Raw genomic sequence first — 19452 nt, forward strand, 5'->3', positions numbered from 1 at the left:
TGATGGACACGAAACCCCTTGAATTCCGCACCGGCTTTCTGCGCGGCGAGGCACGGATCAAGACCTGTCAGATGCGCGAACCGACCGTGGACGATCAGATGAACGCGCAGGGCACCGGCAAGACGGCGGCCGCGCAGGAACTGCACTTGTTCGCCTCGCTCTGCGATTTGACGCCGGATGAGCTTCGCTCGCTCTCGCTGCACGATTACGGGCGCGTCCAGCAGGCCTATCAGGATTTTTTGGAGTAATCGGCGGGCTGGTGCCTCTGCATGATCTGCGCGCCGGGGTTCTCGCCCTGGCGCGCGGCACCGGCTGGTCGCGCGCCGAGATCGGCGCGATGACTGCGCGGGATCTGACGTGGTGGCTCGAGGGGCTGACGGATGGCAAACCAGAGGCTTAACGCAAAGATCGAAATCGGCGCTTCGGTCGACCGCTCGGTCGGTCGGGCGCTTTCGAGCATCCAGTCGTCGCTGAAGAAGGTCGGCCACGAGATCCGCGATGTCGAAAAGGCGCAGAAGGATCTGGGTCGGCAACGCGAGGTGCTGGTCAGGCAGGGGCGATCCGTCGAGGCTCTGGATCGGGAATATGCCGATCTCGGCCGCACGCTCGATCAGCTGCGCGACAAGCAGCGTCGGCTTGATCGAACGATGCTTGCCGGCCGCCGGGTGGGCGAGACCTTCAGCGGGGCAACGCGAGAAATCGGGAGGTCGGCGCGCAATGTCTCGATCGGTGTCGCCGCCGCCGGGGCTGCGGTGATCGGCCTGACGCGCGGCGTGGCCGAGCTGGGCGATAACTCTGCCAAGACCGCCGCGAAGCTGGGCATGGATGTCGAGGCGCTGCAGGAGCTGCGCTATGCGGCTGAGCGGTCGGGCGTTGCCTCGGGCACACTCGATATGGCCATGCAACGCATGACGCGGCGGATCTCCGAAGCCGCGCGCGGATCCGGTGAGGCCAAGGACGCGCTTCTGGAAATGGGCCTTTCGGCCGAGGAACTGACGAAGATGGCGCCCGAGGACGCGCTTGGGGCGATCGCCGATGCGATGGCTAAAGTACCGTCCGAGGCAGATCGGGTCCGCCTTGCCATGCGCCTGTTCGATTCCGAGGGTGTCGGTCTGGTCAACATGCTGAAAGGCGGTTCGACCGCTCTCGATGAGCTTCGCGAGGCGGCGCGCAAGACCGGGTTCGTGCTAACAGACGAAATGGCGAAAGCGGCCGAGGATTATCAGGACGCCATGCTCGACGCCAACCTATCGGCGCAGGGCCTGCGCAACACCATCGGCGCGGCACTGATGCCAGCGGTCACCGATCTGGCCCGGACCTTCTCTGGCTGGCTGCAGGGCAATCAGAGCGAGATTAGGGTCTGGGCCGCTGCCGCCGGGGAGGCAGTGGGCCGGGTCGTGCCGATCGTCGGCGAGGTTGCCTCCGGCTTCGGTAATGTGGTCGGAAAGGTGCGGGAAGCCACGGAGTTTGTCGTGGGCGCGGTCGGCGGTTGGAAGAACTTCGGTAAGATCCTTGCCGGTATCTTCGCCGCACGCACTGTGCTGGCCATCGGCCGGTTCGGCGCCGCGGTTGTCCAGCTGGGGGGCGCGCTGTTAAGCCTCGCCCGTTCAGGACCAATGGTCGCCGCCGCCTTTCGCATGATCGGCGCGGTCATGATCGCAAACCCCATCGGCGCGGCCATCACAGCAATCGCCCTGGCCGCGACGCTGGTCATCACGAATTGGGACAAGATCAGGCCTGCGGTGCAACCGGTGATCGACTGGCTGGTCGACGCGTTCGGCAAAGCGCGCGAGCTGGTCGGCGCCGCCTGGGAAAATATAGGGGCTGGCATCGAGGCCGCGAAGGTCCGCATCGGCAATGCGATGGCCGCAATGCGCGAGGGCGTTCAGCCGGTGATCGATTGGTTCCGCCGCTCGGCCGATGGCCTCGAGGATGGCTGGGATGCGTTCCGGGCCGGGTTGTCCGCGATCCTCGATCGGCTGGTCGGGGCCTTCGAGGCGGCAAAGGCGAAAATCGGTGCGATTGTCGACTGGTTTGTCGAAAAGGCCGAACAGGTCAAGGCGGTCGGCGGCGCCATCAGCGATTTCGTGACCGACAACAAGGTGACACGTTTCGTTGGTCGAACGCGCGACCGCATCGGCGATGCGCTGTCGGGTGACGACACCGAGCCTGCGGCTGCGGATGAGGGCGCGCGCGGTCGTCGCGCCCGCCGCGTCCAGCGCCGGGCGGTCGGCGGTTCCTTCGATGCCGGGCCGCTCTTGGTCGGCGAGGGCGGCGAGGAGCTGATGTATCGGTCCCGTGGCGGCTTCATCGCCCATGCCCGGCACACGCGAGGGCTCCTGTCCCAGGCGCGCGAGGCGTCGCATCTGACCGCCCGGATTGCCGCCGCTGTGCGCGGCATGGCGCCGGTGTCCGCAACCGCGTCCACCGCCGTTGCGCGGCCCGCAGAACCGCGGCCGGTGAACATCACCATCAACCAGTCGCCAGGCCAAAGCCCCGAGGATCTGCTCCGCGCCCTCGAGCGACGCCTGTCGCGGCGCGGTGCCCCGCTGTTCGATGGGAGCTTCGCATGAACGATGTGATGATGGCGCTCGGACCCTATCGCTTCTCGATCGCCTCGGCGGCCTATCAGTCCTTGCAGCGCAGGGCAGCCTATAACTGGTCCTCGATCGAGCGGATCGGCGCGTCGCCTGCGCGCCAATATGTCGGGCCGGCCGGCGAGACGATCAGCCTCGAGGGAGTGATATACCCCTCTTTCTCCGGTGGTCTGGGTCAGGTGGACAAAATGCGCCTGACCGCCGGGCTGGGCTTGCCGCTGCCTCTCATCGAGGGGCGCGGGCGGGTGCTGGGGTTCTGGTCGATCGTCGGAGTCGATGAGGGGCAGACCATCTTCGAGCGCGGGGGCGCTGCGCAAAGGATCGAGTTCGGGTTGGAATTGGAGCGGTATGATGGCGGGCTTGCGTCGATCCTGCGTTTCTGAAGAGGGCGAAACCGTTGACCGGCTGGTGTGGCGGATCTTCGGCCGTCAGGACGGGCGGCTGGTAGAGCTGACGCTTGATCTGAATACCGGGCTGGCCTCGGCCGGGCCAATCCTGCCTGCCGGGCTGCGGGTGCTGTTGCCGGATGAGCCCGCAGTGCCCAAGCGCGCGATGGTGCGGCTATGGGACTGATGGATTGGCGGCTGTTGGTCCGCGTCGTCGTGGATGGACAGGATATGTCCTCGCGCTTCCGGCCGATATTGTCGGCGCTGTCGATCACGGATTCGGTCGGCCTAGAGTCCGACGAGCTGCGCATCGACCTGGCGCTGGGCGGCTTGGGCGGGCGGATGCCGTTTCCGCGCTCTGGCGCGAGCATCGAAGTCTGGCTGGGCGCCGGGCTCTCGGCCGTGCGCATGGGGTCCTTCATTGCCGATGCATTTGAGGCTTCAGGACCGCCTGACGTGATGTCGATTTCGGCGAAGGCCGCGGTCTATGACGGCGCGGTGGGCACGACCGGCCTGCAGACCGCGAAATCGCGCAGCTGGCCCGCCGGCACGACCGTCGCCGATCTGGTCGGCCGGATCGCGCAGGAACATAGTCTGCGTCCGGCCGTGGGGCAGTCGATCAGGACGATGGCGCTCGACCATCTCGATCAAGTGGACGAGTCCGATATCAACCTGCTGACGCGGGTCGCGCGGGATCTGGGTGCTTTCGTGAAACCGGCCAACGCCTCGATCGTCTTTGCGCGCCTGGGCGAGAGCCGGTCGGCATCCGGTCAGCCCATTGCCCCGGTCACGCTGTTGCCGGCTGATCTGTCACGGTGGCGGGTGTCGCGCGACGCGCGCGAGCTGCCTAGGAGCTGCGTGGCGATCTGGCGGGATCTGGCCGCTGCTGTGGATCGCGAAGAGGTCGCGGGATCCGGTGATCCGTCCTTGCGTCTGCGTCATCGCTTCGCCTCGCAGGCGGCGGCGCGTCAGGCGGCGGATTCTGCTTTGGCGAAAGGTCGGCGCGGCAAGTTGGTGGCGTCCTGCGAACTTCCCGGTCGCGCCGATCTCATCGCCGAGGGCCGGGTGATACTTCCGGCGCTACATCCCGACCTCGGTCGCGAATGGCTCGTGCTGCGAGTGGATCACCAGTTGGATCCGCGCGGCTGGAGAACAAGTTTCAAGGCGCAGCTTCCCACATAAGATCACACCTGACGGAAAAACTGCAAAAAAGAGCGGGCCGGAGCCCGCTCGAACTAGTTACTACACCGAATGCATCGCTATTTCAGCGGTTTGTCGGGCGCCTTGTCTTGCTTCGGCGGTGAACCTTCGTCGCCCATCCGCTCAGACGCGCTGTTGTCCTTGTCCAGTTGCCGCCGCTTGTCGCCATACTCGCCCTCTGGCTTCGAGGGCTCGGTGGAGTGAACTTTTCCGTATTCCTTATCGGCGTCCATGTTTGGACCCTCCATTTGTCAGTGGAAAATCCCGTCTGACATTCTAAAACTGGGGTTGCAGGTAGGCCGACACAATGCGCTGTGACGGACATTCGGATAGCGCATTGTTTGAATAACATTCTATTCTAGCGGTTTCGTCCGATCCGCACTGGAATCCGCGAACTCTCTAGCGAGCGCAGTTATGTAATTTCATCCGCTCTGAAGTCAGGCGATGGCCTTCCAAGGCACGATGACATGAATCGTGGCTATTGCATTCCGCGTCTTTATAGTCCATACACAGCGTGCATCGCGACTTTATTTTCGACCTTCTGTCTCCCTCATCGGCTTCAGTTGTCTTTAAGACGGAACCGAGCCGAACCACCGCAATGTTGCGGGTGGTGACATACAGGAGATGACACGATGGCGACAGGCACCGTGAAATGGTTCAATTCCACTAAAGGTTTTGGTTTTATCGCGCCCGAAGGCAGCAAGAACGATGTGTTTGTTCACATCTCAGCTGTTGAACGCGCCGGATTGACCACACTCGCAGACGGCCAAGCAGTGAGTTTTGACATTGAAAGCGGCCGCGATGGCCGCGCTTCGGCAGCCAATATTGCGCTGGTGTAAGCCAAATTAGTGTAACGCTCTAACGGGGACGGCCGCACAGGTCGTCCCCGTTTTCGTGCGAGATTAGGTTTTGCTACGAAATGGGAGATCCGATAACACATTGAAAGAAAATAACATGATTGAGATTAACTGGGGGGCTCCCCTAACAATGCATTATTCCGATGGTAAAGAGATCAAAAGGATCTCGACAATTGAGCAAGCTCAATACTGGCTCCAGGCTAAATGGCCCGTTGCAAACGGTGAGCGCGATCGCGCGCTGAGCCAAATTGACGCCGCTATGAACTGCCTGATCCCTGTTGGTGCGGCGCGTGCCGCATTTCTCTCTGCAGCGGCCACGGCGGGTTTCGCTCCGTCGACTGCTTAAAATGAACATCCGTCTGCAAGTAAAAGCCTGAAGCAAATGCGCCGGACCGGCGAAACTATAACACTTGGAGAGCAGTACATGTCTAAACCAATTAGTTTGCCTCCGGTCGCGCCTAGCGCAATGAGCCGCGAGAGCCAGATCGAAAAGACGTCTCGTGCGGCGAAAGAGATCATTGACGACGAAAACGAGAAGCGCGACGCGAAAATAAAGCGCTTGCGCGATTCTCGTCTTCAGTGGGCTGCCAGCGAGGGGAAGAGTGGAGCCGTCCGAGAGGTAGCTACGAAAAGTTCTAGGACTGGTAGATCCGATTCTAAGAGTGGACGGTAATCTAGCCTTAGAGAGCAAGGGTGCGGGCAATGAAAGAGCGGTTGTTCGCCAAGGCGATGGATACACATGAGCCTACCCTCAGAAAGCCAAGTGCACTATACGGGCTCATATCGCGGATAGTGTACTAGCGTCGAGCTCAACGCTGGTGGCGGTTGGATCACAACCTTCGACGCGCAATTACCCGAATAGCCTTTCGTGATGACCGGGCAACCGTTGGTGCCCGGCTGCTTGTTCAGGACGTGCCCAGCAGCTCTCTACGCGTTGCCGATGCGATGAAGGAGGAGCGGGTCATTCCCCGCGCTTTCGCGGTTTCGTCAATGGCCCGCAGGAGTCCGCGCTCAAGCGAGATATTGGCGCGGGCAAGAGCCGTATCGGCGGCAATGTAGGGCACCGGCATCAGAACAGCGCCAGCTGCCATCTCGGCCTTCACGTCCTCGCGGCTGCGAATCTCGTCCAGGCTCGCGGGCTCGGTGTCGGGCATATCCTCGAACCAGAGATCGAGGGCTTCTGCAGCTGCGGCAGGGATGCCCGCCCAATCTTCGGCCGCGGCAAAGCAACCGGGAAGATCGGGAAAGGTCAGACCGTAGGCGCTGTCATCGTCGCGATGGATCAGGGCGGTGAAGTATTTCATGGCGGGACCTAAGAGGAATATACGTTAGACTATTTGCACGGAGGGGCGGTGGTTCGACCGGGCTATAGAAGCCCGGCCTGTCGATAGATCGCCCTGACGGTTCCAAGCGGAAGATCTTTCTTCGGGTGGGGCAGGATCACGGTCCTTTCGCCTTTCCGAAGCTTCAAGTGCGATCCGCGTTTCTGGATCTCTTCGAAGCCTTCCGCCTTGAGCATCTTCAGGAGCTTCTTGGAATTGGTTTCAAGCTCCATCGCCCCTCCTATCGCGTGTAAATATATACACCAAGACCGCGCACCCCTCAAGCTATTTGCGCAAATATTTGTGTAAACTAGTGCTCCTATACCTACAACATTAACGCTTCATGCGGGCTTCATCGAGCGAAAGGACATTCGCCGCCTCTCCGGTTACGAAATCTGCCCACGCCTGCATGACGATCCGCCGCCGATCGAGCAGATCGGATCGCGCATAGGTCCGCTCGACCTTGTTGCCGATGGTGTGACCAAGGACGGTCTCGCTTACTTCCCAGCTGGCTGCGTCGTTGTCTTGGACCCATGTTCTGAAGCTCGTCCGGAAGCCGTGAGGCCGACCCGGCTCGTTGAGATCGTCTAGATGGGTTTCCAGCGCGCGGCTCGAGATTGCCGCTCGCATCGGGACGAAGAGCAGATCATCGGCGAATTGGGCCGCGTCCTCGATCAGCTGTTTCGCCTGGCGGGACAGCGGCACGCGGAAATCTCGGACGTGCTGTTTAAGGCCTTTCACTCGCTCCTTTGGCACTGTCCAGATATCGTTTTCGAGATCCATCTCGCCCAGCCTTGCACCGCGCGCCGCGTCCGATCGGACGGCCGTCAGGATGATGAATTTGAGGCATTGCGCGCTTACACTGTCGCCGAGCCGGGCGTAGAGTGCCGGGAGGTCTTGCCACGATGTCGAAGCGATGGGCGTTTCTTCATGGTGGTGGTCGCCGAGGATCCGCTTCGCGGCGTCGACCTCAATCGGGTTGCAATCGAAGCCCATGAGCTGCGCTTCGGTCAGAACGATCTTTGTGCGCCGATAGGCCTTCAGCGCGGTGGGGTGCTTGGTTCGCCAGATCGGCCGCAGTGCATCTGCGATCACATGCCGGGTCAAATCGCTCGTGCGGACCTTGCCGATCCGTGGGATGATGTGGGTGCGCAAGGGGCTCAGCCACCGGCCACGGTCGCCCTGCTCTCGCAGGTTCTCCTTCCGCGCCTCGAAGACGATTGAAACGAGTTCCTGGTATGTCGGGTTCTGCCGGTCGCGGTGTGCGACTTCCTCCGCGCGCCTCGCCTCTCGCTCCGAGATCGGATCCATCCCGGCCGCAAGCACGCCGAGCCATTCGTCGCGCATCTTGCGCGCCTCGGCCAAGCTCACGGTCGGCCAGTGCCCTAGCCCCATCTCGCGCCGCCTTCCGAGGTGGCTATAGCGGTAAATCCATTTCCCGGCCTCGCCCTTTTTCACGAGGATCAAACCGCCGCCATCCTGATGTTTGCCATCCCCTGCCCGCTTGATCGCTATAGCGGTTAGTTTGTTCTTCGCCATTCAGCCCCCCAGGCAGTCCCCCAAATAGACCCGCGCTATAGCGGGTCACGAACGGACCGCCTGAGACAGCGAGGGCAAAATTTCCCTTTCTTTTCTAGGCTGATAAGATATTTGATGCAACGGCATGAGGCATGGGCGCGATGCCCTCAACCGGCACCATCTTCATCCGACAGGAAACTTTGCACGGCCTTGCCCTCTGCCGCGTCTGTCGCCGGCAACCGCGCGGGCCGCCGGCGATCCGTCAGGCAGGCTCAGGCCCGCTGCGTGGCGGTCAGCCGGTCACGCAGGCTGTCGCGATACAGCGCCTTGATCAGTGACAGCATCATCAGCGCCATCACCATCGTGAAGGGCAGCGCCCCGATGATCATGGCGCTTTTGATCGCGTCCATCGGATTCGTGTCGCCCAGCTTGCCCGCAATCAGCAGCGTGGCGATGACCAGCGTCAGGATCACGCCCCAGATGATGCGATGGCGCATGCCGCTGGCCTCGTCACCGCCGGACATTACCGTGTTCATCACCAGAAGCCCGCTATCGGCCGAGGTGATCAGGAAGGTCAGTACCAGAACGACGCACATCGCGGAAATCCCCGCCAGAAGCGGCCCTGAGATCATGTTCTGCAGCGTCACGAACAGCTTGGCGGTATTGCTGGCGCCGATGATCGCCCCATTCGCCGCGCCGTTCAGTTCAAGGTCGATGGCCGTCGCGCCAAGGATCGTCATCCAGGCGAAACAGACCAGCGAGGGCAGGATTACGCAGCCGAACACGAATTCACGCACCGTCCGCCCGCGCGAGATACGGGCAAGAAACAGCCCGACAAAGGGCGCGAAGGCGATCCACCACGCCCAGTAGAAGGTCGTCCAGCCCGACTGCCAGCCGAATTCGCGGCCCGGCGTCCCTGCGGCATAGGCCGCGATCTGCACGTCCTGCGGCAGTTCGGCGGCGGCACCGGTCAGGCCGGACTGGAACCCTTCCAGCGAGCCCCAGGCATTGGTCGCGCCTGCATAAAGCTGATCGGCCAGCGGACGCGCGGCTTCGGGCAATGCGGCGGCAAAGGCGGCTTCGGATTGCGGCGGATAGGCCAGAAAGCTGAGCTGCGGCAGATGCAGCACATAGTCGAACAGCGCCGTCGCATAGGTCGTCATGGCAAACAGGAACGACCCGAAGACGACAAAGACCAGCAGCAGGATCATCGACAGCACAAGGTTCAGATCCGACAGGATCTTGATCCCGCGCCCGACGCCCGAGATCGCCGACAGGACCGACAGGCACATGATGGTCAGCAGACCGGCCAGCATTCCCGCCACGCTGGGGCGCGGCACATCGCCCGACAGGTCCATCAGCCACGCGACGCCAAAGATCGAATAGACCCCGTCGATGAACTGCGACACGCCAAAGCCGATGGTGACGGCGACGCCAAGAATGGTCGCGACGACCCCAAGGATATCGACGACATTGCCCAGCCAGCCATTCATCCATCCGCCCAGAAGCGGCGTCAGCGTGGTCCGGATCGTCAACGGCATGTCACGGGTATAGGCGTAATAGGCCAGACACAGCCCGGTCAGCACATAGACGCCCCAGGCGTGAAAGCCGTAATGCGCGAAGGTATAGCGATAGGCGGGCTGCAATGCCTCGGGGCTGTTCGGGGCGACCTGGCCCGCGACGGTCATCGGGTTCGATCCCCACAGACCCAAGGGCTCGGCCGTGGCGAAAACCATCAGGCCGACGCCAAGACCCGCGCCGAACATCATCGAAAACCACGAAAAATTCCGGAACTCGGGCTTCTCGCCCGGCTTGCCCAGAACCCGCTTGCCCGTTGCGGGCAGCAGCGCGACCGCCAGCAGGAAGAACATGAACAGGCCGGTGACGATGATGTAGAAGCTGTTGAAGCTTTCCAGCAGCCTTGCGTTGAAGCTGCCCAATGTGCCGACAGCATTGCCGGGCCAGATCAGTGCCCAGATCACCAGCAGCACCATGATCAGCTTGCTGGTAAAGGCGACGCCGACATTGTGGCCTTCGTAAAAGCCCTTGCTGGCGGTCTGGATATCCAGATTCGTGAATGGCGGTTTGATCGACAATCCACGATCCTCCTCTGTTGATGCTTGTTGTTATGGCAAAAGGGGCGCCCAGACGGACGCCCCTTTTCAGTCATTCTGCGGCGATGGCCTGCCGACCCTGCAGGCGGCGGGACAATGTATCGCAATACCAGTCGACGAACTGGTTCACGCCGCCCTCATGCGTCTGGCTGTAGGGGCCGGGGCGATAGCCCGGCGTGTTGACGCCGCGCTGGTTCTGTTCGCAGATGCGCCGGTCTTCGTCATTGGTCGCCAGCCAGACCTTGGTCAGACGGTCCAGATCGTAATCCACGCCCTCGACCGCGTCCTTGTGGACCAGCCAGGTGGTGACCAGATGGGTTTCCTGCGGACCGACCGGCAGGATGCGGAAGGTCAGGGCCTGATCCGACAGGAAATGGTTCCAGCTGTTCGGATAGTGATACAGCAGGCAGGATCCGGCATTGTCAAAGGGCATGGTGCCGATGCGGCGGTTCACGGCCTGCTTGCCATCCATCGTATAGCTGACCGCATCGCCCAGAAACGGGATGCGCACAAAACGCCACTGACCGTCCGGCCCCAGCAGGTATTTCGAGGGCAGCCCCGCAGCCTCGCAACGCGCGATATGCTGCATCCCCGCGTTCGAGCCGCTGGCATCGTCCGAGCCGAACAGGTTCGGATCATCCGGGAAGGTCACGCATAGCGACGGGTGGTTGCTGCTGCAATGGTAACATTCGCGGTTGTTTTCCATCACCAGCTTCCAGTTCGCCTGTTCAACGCTATGGGCGACATGGGCGACCTTCAGGTTGGACAGGTCATGGGGGCCCATATAGCCCGGTGCGCTGGCGGCCAGAGGCTCGATATCGGGGGCATCATCGGCAAGGCACAGATAGACCATGCCCTCGACCTCGCGGCAATGAACCATGCCCAGCCCGTGATCCTGTGGCTTGAAATCGGGGCCCATATCGCGCGCCCACAGCAGCTTGCCGTCCAGATCATAGGTCCATTGATGATAGGGACAGACCAGTTTCGGCGCGGTGCCGCGTTCGGCGGTGCAGACATGGCTGCCCCGGTGACGGCAGGAATTGTGGAACGCGCGGATCACGCGGTCCGACCCGCGCACCACGATCACGGAGTAATCGCCGATGCGGACGGTCACATAGCTGCCGACCTTGGGCAGTTCGGCCGAGGTGACCGCAAAGACCCAGTCGCGATACCAGATATGGGCCAGATCCGCCTGAAACAGGGCGGGATCGTTATAGAAGGGCTGGGGCAGCGTGTGCCAGGGCTTGCGGCTGCCCAGAAACGAAAGCAGTTCGGAATTCGGCATCATGGTGGCGGACCTTCCTGATTGATGTTGCAGGGCGGTGATCAGATATCCTTCATCAGGCGCAGGGCGTCATATATGGCGGCATGGGTATTGCGCGCCGCGACCGCATCGCCGATCCGGAACAGGCGGAAGGCACCGTCGGGATTGGTGCTGACACGCTGCAACCCGCCCGTGGCCAGCGCCTCGTAATCGACCTCGCCCAGATTGCTGGATTGCGGCTTCAGGTCGAAATACAGCTCGTCCAGCGGGCGGGTGCCGTGATTGACGACGACCTGATCGACCTGACGCTGACGGGTCACGTCGCCATAATCGCTGCCAAGCGTGGCGGTCAGCATATTGCCGCTGCGATGGACCGTCTGCAGACGCCAGGTCACGGTAAAGGTCGTGTCGCGCTGTTGCAGGGCGCGCATATAGGGCACCAGATTCATCGCCATCACTTCGGGTGCAAAGCTGCGATCGGGGGTGACAATCTCGACCCTGGCCCCGCTGGCCGAGATCATGTCGGCGGCCTGCAGCGCGGCGTGATCGCCAGCATCGTCATAGATCAGCACATTGCTGCCGGGTTTCACATCGCCTGACAAGATGTCCCAGGCCGACACGACCAGATCATTGCCCTCGGTCAGAACCTCGGTATGGGGCAGACCGCCGGTTGCGATGATGACATCATCGGGCGAGGTCGCCAGAACGTCGCCCTCGTCTGCAAAGCTGTTGAAACGGAAATCGACGCCCAACCTTGTGCATTGGTCAAAGCGCCAGGCGATGATCGAGATCATCTCGCGCCGCCGTTCCTGTTGCGCGGTCAGGCGGATCTGGCCGCCGGGCTGATCCGCGGCCTCGAACACGGTGACCTTGTGGCCACGTTCGGCGGCGACGCGCGCGGCCTCCATTCCGCCGGGGCCGGCGCCGATGATGGTGACGCGGCGCGGCGTGTCGGTGGCGGGGATCGCATGGGGCATCGTTTCTTCGCGGCCGGTGGCGGCATTGTGCAGGCAGAAGGCCATGCCCCCCTGATAGATCCGGTCCAGACAGTAATTCGCGCCGACGCAGGGGCGGATGTCATCCTCGCGCTTTTCGATCACCTTGCGGACCAGATGCGGGTCGGCCAGATGCGCGCGGGTCATGCCGACCATATCGACCAGACCGCTGGCGATGGCGTGACGCGCGGTCGGCACATCGGGGATCTTGGCGGCATGGAAGGTCGGGAAATCGGTCGCCTTCCGGATCTGCCCGGCAAATTCCAGATGCGGCGCGTTGCGCATGCCCTGCACCGGGATCACATCGGTCAGCCCGGCATCGGTGTCGATATGACCGCGCACGACATTCAGGAAATCGACCAGACCGCTGGCCTTCAGCTTTTGCGAAATGGCGATGCCGTCCTGTGCGCCGAAACCGCCCGGCAGGCATTCATCGCCGGTATAACGCACGCCCAGCAGAAAATCCTCGCCACAGCGTTCGCGGATGCCGCGCAGGATATCGAAGGTAAAACGCAGGCGGTTGTCCAGATCGCCGCCGTAAGGACCGTCCAGCTCATTGGTCAACGGCGACCAGAACTGATCCATCAGATGGCCATAGGCCTGCAGTTCCAGTCCATCCAGACCCGCCGCCTTCATCCGTTCGGCCGCATCGACATAATCGGTGATGATGCGCTGAATGTCCCAATCCTCGATCTTTTTCGGAAAGGACCGATGCGCGGCCTCGCGTTCATGGCTGGGCGAGACGACGGGCAGCCAGTCGGCCTTGTCCCAACGGGTGCGCCGGCCCAGATGGGTCAGCTGGATCATCACCGCACAGCCGTGATCGTGGCACTCGTCGGTCATCCTCTTCATCCAGCCGACGACCTCGTCCTTCCAGGCCAGGATGTTGTTGAAGACCGGCGGACTGTCGCGCGACACCGAGGCCGAGCCCGCCGTCATCGTCAGCGCCACCCCCGCCTTGGCCCGTTCGACGTGATAGGCGCGATAACGGTCCTTGGGCATCCCGTCCTCGGGATAGGCGGGTTCGTGGCTGGTAATCATGATGCGATTGCGCAGCGTCAGATGTTTCAGTTGGAAGGGCTGCAGCAGCGGATCGTTGGACATTCGGGACCTGCGTTCTGGCGTGGGTTGAGTCTCGCGATTGGGTGAATGTACATAGGTGTCGAGTAACGTGTCAATCACGAACATTCCTGATTTTTCAACACCGCGCTTGTCGGTCTGCGGGGCATGGGATAGGTCGTAACCCATGTCCAAAAAGTCGGTCACAGAAACAGGTTGGCGCGGGTCGCGCGAAGGGTGGCTTGATGCCGCCTATGACGCGCTGATCGATGGTGGCGTCGAAGCGGTAAAGATCATGCCGCTGGCAAACCGGCTGAAACTGTCGCGCACCAGTTTCTATTGGTTCTTCAAGGACCGCGAGGAACTGCTGTCGGCGCTGGCCGACCATTGGGCCACACGCACCACCGAACCGCTGATCGCCGCGACCAAGGCCTATGCCGATACCGAGGCCGAGGCGATGTTGAACGTCCTGACCTGCTTCCTGACGCCCGGGGCGTTCGATGACCGGCTGGAGTTTGCGGTGCGCAGCTGGGCCTTGCAGGATGATGCGATCATGCAGCGCCTTCAGGCCGCCGATGTCGAACGGCTGGACACGCTGACCCAGCTTCTGATGTCCTGGGGACACAGCCGGGAAGATGCCGATGTCCGCGCCCGCACCATTTATCTGGTCCAGATCGGTTATATCTCGATGCAGGTGCGCGAGGATACGGCAACCCGCCTGACCCGCATCCCAGGCTATGTCGAGATCTATACCGGCAAGGTGCCGCAGCCGCACGAGATGGCCCGGTTCTGCGCCAATATCGGCTTCGATCCCGACGCGGCCGGCTAGTTCCCCATCAGTCGCGCATCAAAAGGATAGCGCGTCAGGTTTTCGTGGCCGGTGTCGGTGATCAGCACCTGATCCTCCAACTTGATCGAGAAATCGCCCCCTTCGGGCGAAATCAGCGCCTCGACGCACAGGACCATGCCGGGTTGCAGGTGATCCTCGAACGCGCCTTCGACATATTGGTCGGGATAGGCGATCAGCGGCCATTCATCGCACAGCCCGACGCCATGCATCATCAGGCCGTATTTCTGTTTCTGGCAGTTTTCCGGCAGGCGGTGACCGTTCATCACCAGATCGCGGAACGCCACGCCCGGTTTCAGCATCGCCATATTGTGGTCGATATGCTCGCGCGCCAGTTTCATCGCATCGACCATATCCACGCGCGGGGCGTTGTCGCCGATCCACCATGTGCGGCTGATATCGACGCAGATGCCATAGCTGCCGACCAGATCGGTATCGAAGGCCACGATTTCGTTGTTCTGAACCACGCGCGGGCCGCATTCCTGAAACCACGGATTGGTGCGCGGGCCCGAGGTCAGCAGCCGCGTTTCGATCCATTCCCCGCCACGACGGATGTTTTCGGCATGCAGGACCGCCCAGATGTCATCCTCGGACATGGTGCCCTGCGGCACGCCCAGCCGCGCGGCGGCCTCCATCGCGGCGACGGCGTTTTCGCAGGCCAGCGAGGCACAGCGCATTGCCAGGATTTCATCCGGTCCCTTGATCGAGCGCGCCTTTTCCGTCAGCTCTTCGCCGTCGGACACCTGAAAGCCCGCGGCTTCCAGCGCCCGCAGCCCATGCAGCATGATCTTGTCCACGGCCAGCCGCATATTGCCGCCGCCATGTTCCCGCACCAGATCGCGGACCTCGGCGGCAAAGCGGGTCGCGGCATCGCCCACCTTGTCGCCGCGATCGAAATAGAACAGATCCGCGCCGGACCGCCGCTCGCGCACCAGCGGGTTGAATTCCGACAGGAACGGCGCGCTTTTGTAATCCCAGATCACCATATGCCCATCGGCGCACAGCAGCACCGCGCGAAACAGGTTATGAGTGTTCCACAGCTGCATATTGGTGGAATCGGTCGCATAGCGGATGTTCAGCGGATCGAACATCAGCAGCGCCCCGAAATCCCGCGCCACGACATGCTGCGTCAGCCGTTCCCAGCGATACCAGCGCATCCGCGCAAGATCGGGCGCGGTCAGCCCCGCCGCATCCCATTCGCGAAAGGCCAGCGCGGTCGGCCCGATTTCCACGCGGTCGGCATCGTTGGGCGTCCCATCGGCCAGCGCCTCATCGCGGGTCGGGTCGATCTTTCTGCGGTCTCTGAAGTGCTGAAGCATGTGGCGATTTCCGACGCAGGAACGAAGGGGGCCGGGCTGGCATGCCAGAAATGTACATAGATGTATATCAATTGGTCAACGGTGAATACGCCGATGTGGATGGTCAGCATCCGCCGTGCTGCGCAGCCTGCCGACAGCATCACTTTCCACATGGAAATCGGACAGGTTGTGCCGTTTCACGACCGATTGATCGCGCGGCCCGCACGCCCCGGCAGGACGCGGGCCAAGACCTATTTTGGAAATTCCGGGATGGGCAGGGCGCTGGTCGCCTTGATTTCTTCCATCGACAGAAGCGCGGTGACGTTGTGGATCTTCACCTCGGAAATCAGCGACTGATAGAACCTGTCATAGGCCCGCGCGTTTCTGACCTGCACCTTCAGGATATAGTCGATATCGCCCGCCAGACGATGCGCCTCGATCACCTCGGGGCGTTCGCGCAGCGCCTTCAGAAAACGCGCGGCCCAGTCCTTGTCATGTTCACTGGTGCGGATCAGGACAAAAAAACATGCCTCCAGTCCCAGCGCCTCGGGGTCCAGAATCGCCACCTGCCGACGGATGACCCCGGCCTCGCGCAATTTGCGGATCCGGTTCCAGACGGGGGTCTTTGATGCCCCGACCTTGTCGGCAATCTGATCCAGGGACAGGCTTGCGTCCTGTTGCAGCAGGAAAAGGATTTTCCGATCCACGTCATCAAGACGGACGGCTGTTTGCCCCTCTGCCGCTGCTTGCGAAATCTGTTCCGACATCACGCCCTCTGCTACCTGAATGTCCTTATTTTGCTGACCCCATCGCAAAATTCCAGAACAAAATTCTATATTAAGGGGGTCAACGAAAAGGTCCGAATCCATGAGCAAAGCCTTCACCCCATCGGCGGCAAAGCCGGGCGTCATCACCGCGAACGATCTGCGCGAAGGCCATAACCTGTGGATGTGCGAGGATGGCTGGACGCCCAATCCCGCCGAAGCCACCCTTTTCGAGGATGAGGCCATTGCCGAACTGGCGCTGCTGAAAGCCATCGGTCAGGCCAATCTGGTCGTCGGCCCCTATCTGGTCGAGGCAAAGCGCGGCCCCAACGGCCCCGAGCCCGCCCATTTCCGCGAGGCGTTCCGCCAGACCGGCCCGTCCAACTATTTCCACGGCATTCAGGCCACCAAAGCCGAGGCAGCCAATGTTTGATATCCGTCCCGTCGATACCGACTATGTCCGCCACCGCGCGGCCCAGTTCCGCAGCCAGGTCGCCCGCCGTCTTGACGGCAGCCTGACCGAGGATGAATTCAAGCCGCTGCGCCTGATGAACGGCGTCTATCTGCAGCTGCATGCCTACATGCTGCGCGTGGCCATTCCCTATGGCACGATCAGCCCCGATCAGATGCGCATGCTGGCGCATCTGGCCGCGACCTATGACAAGGGCTACGGCCACTGGACCACCCGCCAGAACATCCAGTTCAACTGGCCCAAGCTGGTGGACATTCCCGATATGCTGGACGATCTGGCCTCGGTCGGGATGCATGCCATCCAGACCTCGGGCAACACGATCCGCAACGTGACCACCGACGCCTTTGCCGGTGCCGCCAAGGACGAAGTGACCGATCCGCGCCCCTATGCCGAATTGCTGCGCAGCTGGTCGACCGACCATGCCGAATTCCAGTGGCTGCCGCGCAAGTTCAAGATCGCCATTTCCGGCGGCTCGCGCGACCGTGCGCTGGTTGCGGCCCATGATATCGGGCTGCGGCTGGTGGAACAGGACGGCAAGACCGGCTTCGAGGTCTGGGTCGGGGGCGGTCTTGGCCGCACGCCGATGCTGGGCCAGGTGATCCGCGACTTCCTGCCGGAAGAGGATCTGCTGCCCTATATCGAGGCGATCATCGCGACCTATAACCTGTCGGGTCGTCGCGACAACAAATACAAGGCCCGCATCAAGATCACCGTGTCCGAACGCGGTCTGGACGTGTTCAAAGCCGAAACCGAGGAAGAATTCCTGCGCCGCCGCCGCGATTTCCACGGCGCCGACCGCGAGGCGCTGGCGATCTTCCGGGACCGCTTTGCCGCCCCGGCCTTCCGCAATGCCGGCAGCGACGGCTATCAGGCCGAGCGTCAGGCGAACCCCGCCTTCCGCAGCTGGACCGATACCAACCTGCACGACCACAAGGTCGACGGCTATGCCAGCGTCATCGTGACCTTCAAATCGCCGGGCCAGACGCCGGGCGATGCCAGCGCCGACCAGATGCGCCTTCTGGCCGATCTGGCCGAGAAATACGGCCATAACGACCTGCGCATCAGCCATGACCAGAACGTCGTGCTGCCGCATGTCCACAAATCGGATCTGGCCGCGCTGTATCTGGCGCTGCGCGAGGCCGGACTGGCCACTGCGAATGCCGGACTGACCAGCGATATCATCGCCTGCCCCGGCATGGATTACTGCGCGCTGGCGACGGCCCGGTCGATCCCGATCGCGCAAGAGATTGCCGACCATTTCCGCGCCGAGGGCCTGGAAGAGGAAATCGGCAAGCTGAACATCCGCATCTCGGGCTGCATCAACGCCTGCGGTCACCACCATCTGGGCCATATCGGCATCCTGGGGCTGGATCGCGCCGGGGTCGAGAATTATCAGATCACGCTGGGTGGCGACGGCTATGACATCCCGGCCATCGGCCAGCGTGCCGGCGCGGGCTTCCCCGCCGAAGAGGTCGTGCCAGCCATCGACCGCCTTATGCGCGCCTATCTTGAGGTCCGCGAAAGCGCGTCCGAGCGTTTTCTGGATGCCTATCGCCGCCTTGGTCCCGCGCCCTTCAAGGCCGCGCTGTACCCCGAGACGGCCCATGCTTGATGGCAACCTCGACACGCGCGCGGGGCGGCTGAACGACCGGTACCGGCATCATGCTGCGACCGGGGTTCTGCGCCGCGCCGTCAGCGACCCCGATCTGGGGCGCGTGGCGCTGGTGTCGTCGTTCGGCGCGGAATCGGTCGTGCTGCTGCATATGGTCAGTGTCGCGGCGCCGGGCCTGCCGGTCCTGTTCATCGACACCGAGATGCTGTTTCCCGAAACGCTGGAATATCAGCGCGAGGTGGCGGCAAAGCTGGGCCTGACCGACATCCGCATCATCCGCGCCACCGCAGATGAGATCGCCCGCCACGATCCCGACGGCACCCTACATCAGTTCGATCAGGACGCCTGCTGCAACCTGCGCAAGACCGTGCCGCTGGAACAGGCGCTGTCGGGCTTTGACGCCTGGATCACCGGCCGCAAGCGGTTCCAGAACGGCCAGCGCGCCGCGCTGGAATTCTTCGAGCCCGAAGAACCGTCGCGCCTGCGCGTGAACCCCCTGGCCCATTGGCGGCCCGAGGATGTGCAGGAATACATGGTCGAAAACAATCTGCCCCGGCATCCGCTGGTCGCCAAGGGCTATCCGTCAATCGGTTGTGCGCCCTGCACCTCGCCCGTAAAGCCGGGCGAAGACCCCCGCGCGGGCCGCTGGCGCGGCAGCGACAAATCCGAATGCGGCATTCACTTCATTGGCGGGCGCATGGTCCGCGGAAAGGTCTCGGCATGAGCGAGCAACTGAACAGCGAAGACATCATCGTTCGCGACGACGGCTTTCACCCGCTGGACGTTCAGGCCGAACTGATCCTTGCGCCAGATACCGCGCCCGAGGAACTGGTCGACCACCTGCACCGCGACCTGATCGGCATCGACTTTCCGGCCTTCAGCGATGGTCGGGGCTTCACGCTGGCGCGTCGCCTGCGCGAACTGGGCTATCAGGGTCGCCTGCGTGCGACCGGCCGCCTGATCGCCGATCAATACGCCATGGCCCGCCGCGTGGGCTTTGACGAGGTGCAGGTGGCCGCCGACATCGCCGCACGCCAGCCGCAGGACCAATGGGTCGCCCGTTCGGACTGGCGCGACTTTGACCACCGCGCAAACCTGGCAAGCTAAGCGGGCTTTCGCCGCATTGCCAAATCGCATAAGACATTCT

At 62.5% G+C, this 19452-nt stretch carries 22 protein-coding genes; 13 read left to right on the forward strand and 9 right to left on the reverse strand.

Going from position 1 to position 19452, the window contains the following annotated elements:
- Positions 1–2 precede the first annotated feature (2 nt).
- The 6 genes from BMX67_RS00550 to BMX67_RS00570 all read left to right on the forward strand — a co-directional run bounded on the left by BMX67_RS00550 (position 3) and on the right by BMX67_RS00570 (position 4165).
- Positions 3–248, forward strand: a complete 246-nt coding sequence (locus BMX67_RS00550; protein WP_175479766.1) for a phage tail assembly protein — start codon at positions 3–5, stop codon at positions 246–248.
- Positions 249–259: 11 nt separating this feature from the next.
- The gene (locus BMX67_RS19470) at positions 260–400 is read left to right on the forward strand and encodes a hypothetical protein (protein WP_175479756.1); all 141 of its coding nucleotides are present in this window, start codon (positions 260–262) and stop codon (positions 398–400) included.
- A 139-nt stretch (positions 401–539) separates the two neighbouring features.
- Entirely contained in the window at positions 540–2573 is a 2034-nt protein-coding gene (locus tag BMX67_RS00555) for a phage tail tape measure protein (protein WP_139206428.1), read from the forward strand.
- A complete protein-coding gene (locus BMX67_RS00560; RefSeq protein WP_090731654.1) occupies positions 2570–2980 on the forward strand; it encodes a phage tail protein in 411 nt (136 codons plus the stop codon). Before BMX67_RS00555 ends, BMX67_RS00560 begins: the two co-directional genes overlap by 4 nt.
- Before the next feature lie 25 nt (positions 2981–3005).
- On the forward strand, positions 3006–3170 hold the full coding sequence (locus BMX67_RS00565) for a tail protein X (RefSeq protein WP_245739025.1): 165 nt from the start codon (positions 3006–3008) through the stop codon (positions 3168–3170).
- Positions 3161–4165, forward strand: coding sequence for a contractile injection system protein, VgrG/Pvc8 family (locus BMX67_RS00570; RefSeq protein ID WP_090731657.1), 1005 nt, complete (start codon positions 3161–3163; stop codon positions 4163–4165). Before BMX67_RS00565 ends, BMX67_RS00570 begins: the two co-directional genes overlap by 10 nt.
- A gap of 77 nt (positions 4166–4242) precedes the next feature.
- On the opposite strand, the gene BMX67_RS19475 is transcribed toward BMX67_RS00570, so the two are convergent.
- Complete coding sequence (locus tag BMX67_RS19475; protein ID WP_175479767.1) at positions 4243–4416, reverse strand: hypothetical protein; 174 nt, start codon at positions 4414–4416, stop codon at positions 4243–4245.
- 399 nt (positions 4417–4815) lie between these two features.
- On the opposite strand from BMX67_RS19475, the gene BMX67_RS00575 reads away from it, so the two are divergent.
- Together BMX67_RS00575 and BMX67_RS00580 are read left to right on the forward strand one after the other, a co-directional pair.
- Positions 4816–5022, forward strand: coding sequence for a cold-shock protein (locus BMX67_RS00575; protein WP_090731658.1), 207 nt, complete (start codon positions 4816–4818; stop codon positions 5020–5022).
- Positions 5023–5137: 115 nt separating this feature from the next.
- A complete protein-coding gene (locus tag BMX67_RS00580) occupies positions 5138–5386 on the forward strand; it encodes a DUF982 domain-containing protein (protein ID WP_175479768.1) in 249 nt (82 codons plus the stop codon).
- 559 nt (positions 5387–5945) lie between these two features.
- Here BMX67_RS00580 and BMX67_RS00585 read toward each other — a convergent pair.
- From BMX67_RS00585 to hpbA, 6 genes are all read right to left on the reverse strand, one after another.
- The gene (locus BMX67_RS00585; protein ID WP_090731660.1) at positions 5946–6344 is read right to left on the reverse strand and encodes a type II toxin-antitoxin system HicB family antitoxin; all 399 of its coding nucleotides are present in this window, start codon (positions 6342–6344) and stop codon (positions 5946–5948) included.
- Between the two features lie 62 nt (positions 6345–6406).
- Positions 6407–6595: a type II toxin-antitoxin system HicA family toxin gene (locus BMX67_RS00590; RefSeq protein ID WP_090731662.1), complete on the reverse strand. Its 189-nt coding sequence runs from the start codon at positions 6593–6595 to the stop codon at positions 6407–6409.
- Between the two features lie 100 nt (positions 6596–6695).
- Positions 6696–7901, reverse strand: coding sequence for a tyrosine-type recombinase/integrase (locus tag BMX67_RS00595; RefSeq protein ID WP_090731664.1), 1206 nt, complete (start codon positions 7899–7901; stop codon positions 6696–6698).
- 251 nt (positions 7902–8152) lie between these two features.
- The gene (locus BMX67_RS00600; RefSeq protein ID WP_090731666.1) at positions 8153–9976 is read right to left on the reverse strand and encodes a BCCT family transporter; all 1824 of its coding nucleotides are present in this window, start codon (positions 9974–9976) and stop codon (positions 8153–8155) included.
- A gap of 70 nt (positions 9977–10046) precedes the next feature.
- On the reverse strand, positions 10047–11282 hold the full coding sequence (locus tag BMX67_RS00605; RefSeq protein ID WP_090731668.1) for an aromatic ring-hydroxylating oxygenase subunit alpha: 1236 nt from the start codon (positions 11280–11282) through the stop codon (positions 10047–10049).
- Positions 11283–11320: 38 nt separating this feature from the next.
- Positions 11321–13357: an N-methyl-L-proline N-demethylase HpbA gene (gene hpbA / locus BMX67_RS00610; protein ID WP_090731670.1), complete on the reverse strand. Its 2037-nt coding sequence runs from the start codon at positions 13355–13357 to the stop codon at positions 11321–11323.
- Between the two features lie 142 nt (positions 13358–13499).
- On the opposite strand from hpbA, the gene BMX67_RS00615 reads away from it, so the two are divergent.
- Complete coding sequence (locus BMX67_RS00615) at positions 13500–14141, forward strand: TetR/AcrR family transcriptional regulator (protein WP_090731672.1); 642 nt, start codon at positions 13500–13502, stop codon at positions 14139–14141.
- Here BMX67_RS00615 and dddP read toward each other — a convergent pair.
- Both dddP and BMX67_RS00625 read right to left on the reverse strand, forming a co-directional pair.
- Complete coding sequence (dddP, locus tag BMX67_RS00620; protein ID WP_090731674.1) at positions 14138–15478, reverse strand: dimethylsulfonioproprionate lyase DddP; 1341 nt, start codon at positions 15476–15478, stop codon at positions 14138–14140. The two genes, BMX67_RS00615 and dddP, sit on opposite strands and share 4 nt — an antisense overlap.
- A gap of 230 nt (positions 15479–15708) precedes the next feature.
- A complete protein-coding gene (locus BMX67_RS00625) occupies positions 15709–16224 on the reverse strand; it encodes an Lrp/AsnC family transcriptional regulator (protein WP_090731676.1) in 516 nt (171 codons plus the stop codon).
- Positions 16225–16324: 100 nt separating this feature from the next.
- Between BMX67_RS00625 and BMX67_RS00630 the strand changes: the two genes are divergently transcribed.
- The 4 genes from BMX67_RS00630 to BMX67_RS00645 are packed head-to-tail and all read left to right on the forward strand — an operon-like array spanning position 16325 to position 19412.
- Positions 16325–16654, forward strand: a complete 330-nt coding sequence (locus BMX67_RS00630; protein WP_090731678.1) for a DUF2849 domain-containing protein — start codon at positions 16325–16327, stop codon at positions 16652–16654.
- Positions 16647–18305 carry a nitrite/sulfite reductase gene (locus BMX67_RS00635; protein WP_090731680.1) on the forward strand — a complete coding sequence of 553 codons (1659 nt, stop codon included), beginning with the start codon at positions 16647–16649 and terminating at the stop codon, positions 18303–18305. Before BMX67_RS00630 ends, BMX67_RS00635 begins: the two co-directional genes overlap by 8 nt.
- On the forward strand, positions 18298–19029 hold the full coding sequence (locus BMX67_RS00640) for a phosphoadenylyl-sulfate reductase (RefSeq protein WP_090731681.1): 732 nt from the start codon (positions 18298–18300) through the stop codon (positions 19027–19029). Before BMX67_RS00635 ends, BMX67_RS00640 begins: the two co-directional genes overlap by 8 nt.
- Entirely contained in the window at positions 19026–19412 is a 387-nt protein-coding gene (locus tag BMX67_RS00645) for a DUF934 domain-containing protein (protein WP_090731683.1), read from the forward strand. Before BMX67_RS00640 ends, BMX67_RS00645 begins: the two co-directional genes overlap by 4 nt.
- Positions 19413–19452 lie beyond the last annotated feature (40 nt).

Source organism: Paracoccus homiensis (assembly GCF_900111675.1).
Lineage (GTDB): Bacteria > Pseudomonadota > Alphaproteobacteria > Rhodobacterales > Rhodobacteraceae > Paracoccus > Paracoccus homiensis.

Coding starts and splice junctions, on each gene's coding strand:
- BMX67_RS00580 (WP_175479768.1), top strand. CDS start 5,138: ATGATTGAGATTAACTGGGGGGCTCCCCTAACAATGCATTATTCCGAT.
- BMX67_RS00550 (WP_175479766.1), top strand. CDS start 3: ATGGACACGAAACCCCTTGAATTCCGCACCGGCTTTCTGCGCGGCGAG.
- BMX67_RS00570 (WP_090731657.1), top strand. CDS start 3,161: ATGGGACTGATGGATTGGCGGCTGTTGGTCCGCGTCGTCGTGGATGGA.
- BMX67_RS00635 (WP_090731680.1), top strand. CDS start 16,647: ATGTTTGATATCCGTCCCGTCGATACCGACTATGTCCGCCACCGCGCG.
- BMX67_RS00575 (WP_090731658.1), top strand. CDS start 4,816: ATGGCGACAGGCACCGTGAAATGGTTCAATTCCACTAAAGGTTTTGGT.
- hpbA (WP_090731670.1), bottom strand. CDS start 13,357: ATGTCCAACGATCCGCTGCTGCAGCCCTTCCAACTGAAACATCTGACG.
- BMX67_RS00630 (WP_090731678.1), top strand. CDS start 16,325: ATGAGCAAAGCCTTCACCCCATCGGCGGCAAAGCCGGGCGTCATCACC.
- BMX67_RS00640 (WP_090731681.1), top strand. CDS start 18,298: ATGCTTGATGGCAACCTCGACACGCGCGCGGGGCGGCTGAACGACCGG.
- BMX67_RS00560 (WP_090731654.1), top strand. CDS start 2,570: ATGAACGATGTGATGATGGCGCTCGGACCCTATCGCTTCTCGATCGCC.
- BMX67_RS00590 (WP_090731662.1), bottom strand. CDS start 6,595: ATGGAGCTTGAAACCAATTCCAAGAAGCTCCTGAAGATGCTCAAGGCG.
- BMX67_RS19475 (WP_175479767.1), bottom strand. CDS start 4,416: ATGGACGCCGATAAGGAATACGGAAAAGTTCACTCCACCGAGCCCTCG.
- BMX67_RS00585 (WP_090731660.1), bottom strand. CDS start 6,344: ATGAAATACTTCACCGCCCTGATCCATCGCGACGATGACAGCGCCTAC.
- BMX67_RS00605 (WP_090731668.1), bottom strand. CDS start 11,282: ATGATGCCGAATTCCGAACTGCTTTCGTTTCTGGGCAGCCGCAAGCCC.
- BMX67_RS00645 (WP_090731683.1), top strand. CDS start 19,026: ATGAGCGAGCAACTGAACAGCGAAGACATCATCGTTCGCGACGACGGC.
- BMX67_RS00625 (WP_090731676.1), bottom strand. CDS start 16,224: ATGTCGGAACAGATTTCGCAAGCAGCGGCAGAGGGGCAAACAGCCGTC.
- BMX67_RS00615 (WP_090731672.1), top strand. CDS start 13,500: ATGTCCAAAAAGTCGGTCACAGAAACAGGTTGGCGCGGGTCGCGCGAA.
- dddP (WP_090731674.1), bottom strand. CDS start 15,478: ATGCTTCAGCACTTCAGAGACCGCAGAAAGATCGACCCGACCCGCGAT.
- BMX67_RS00595 (WP_090731664.1), bottom strand. CDS start 7,901: ATGGCGAAGAACAAACTAACCGCTATAGCGATCAAGCGGGCAGGGGAT.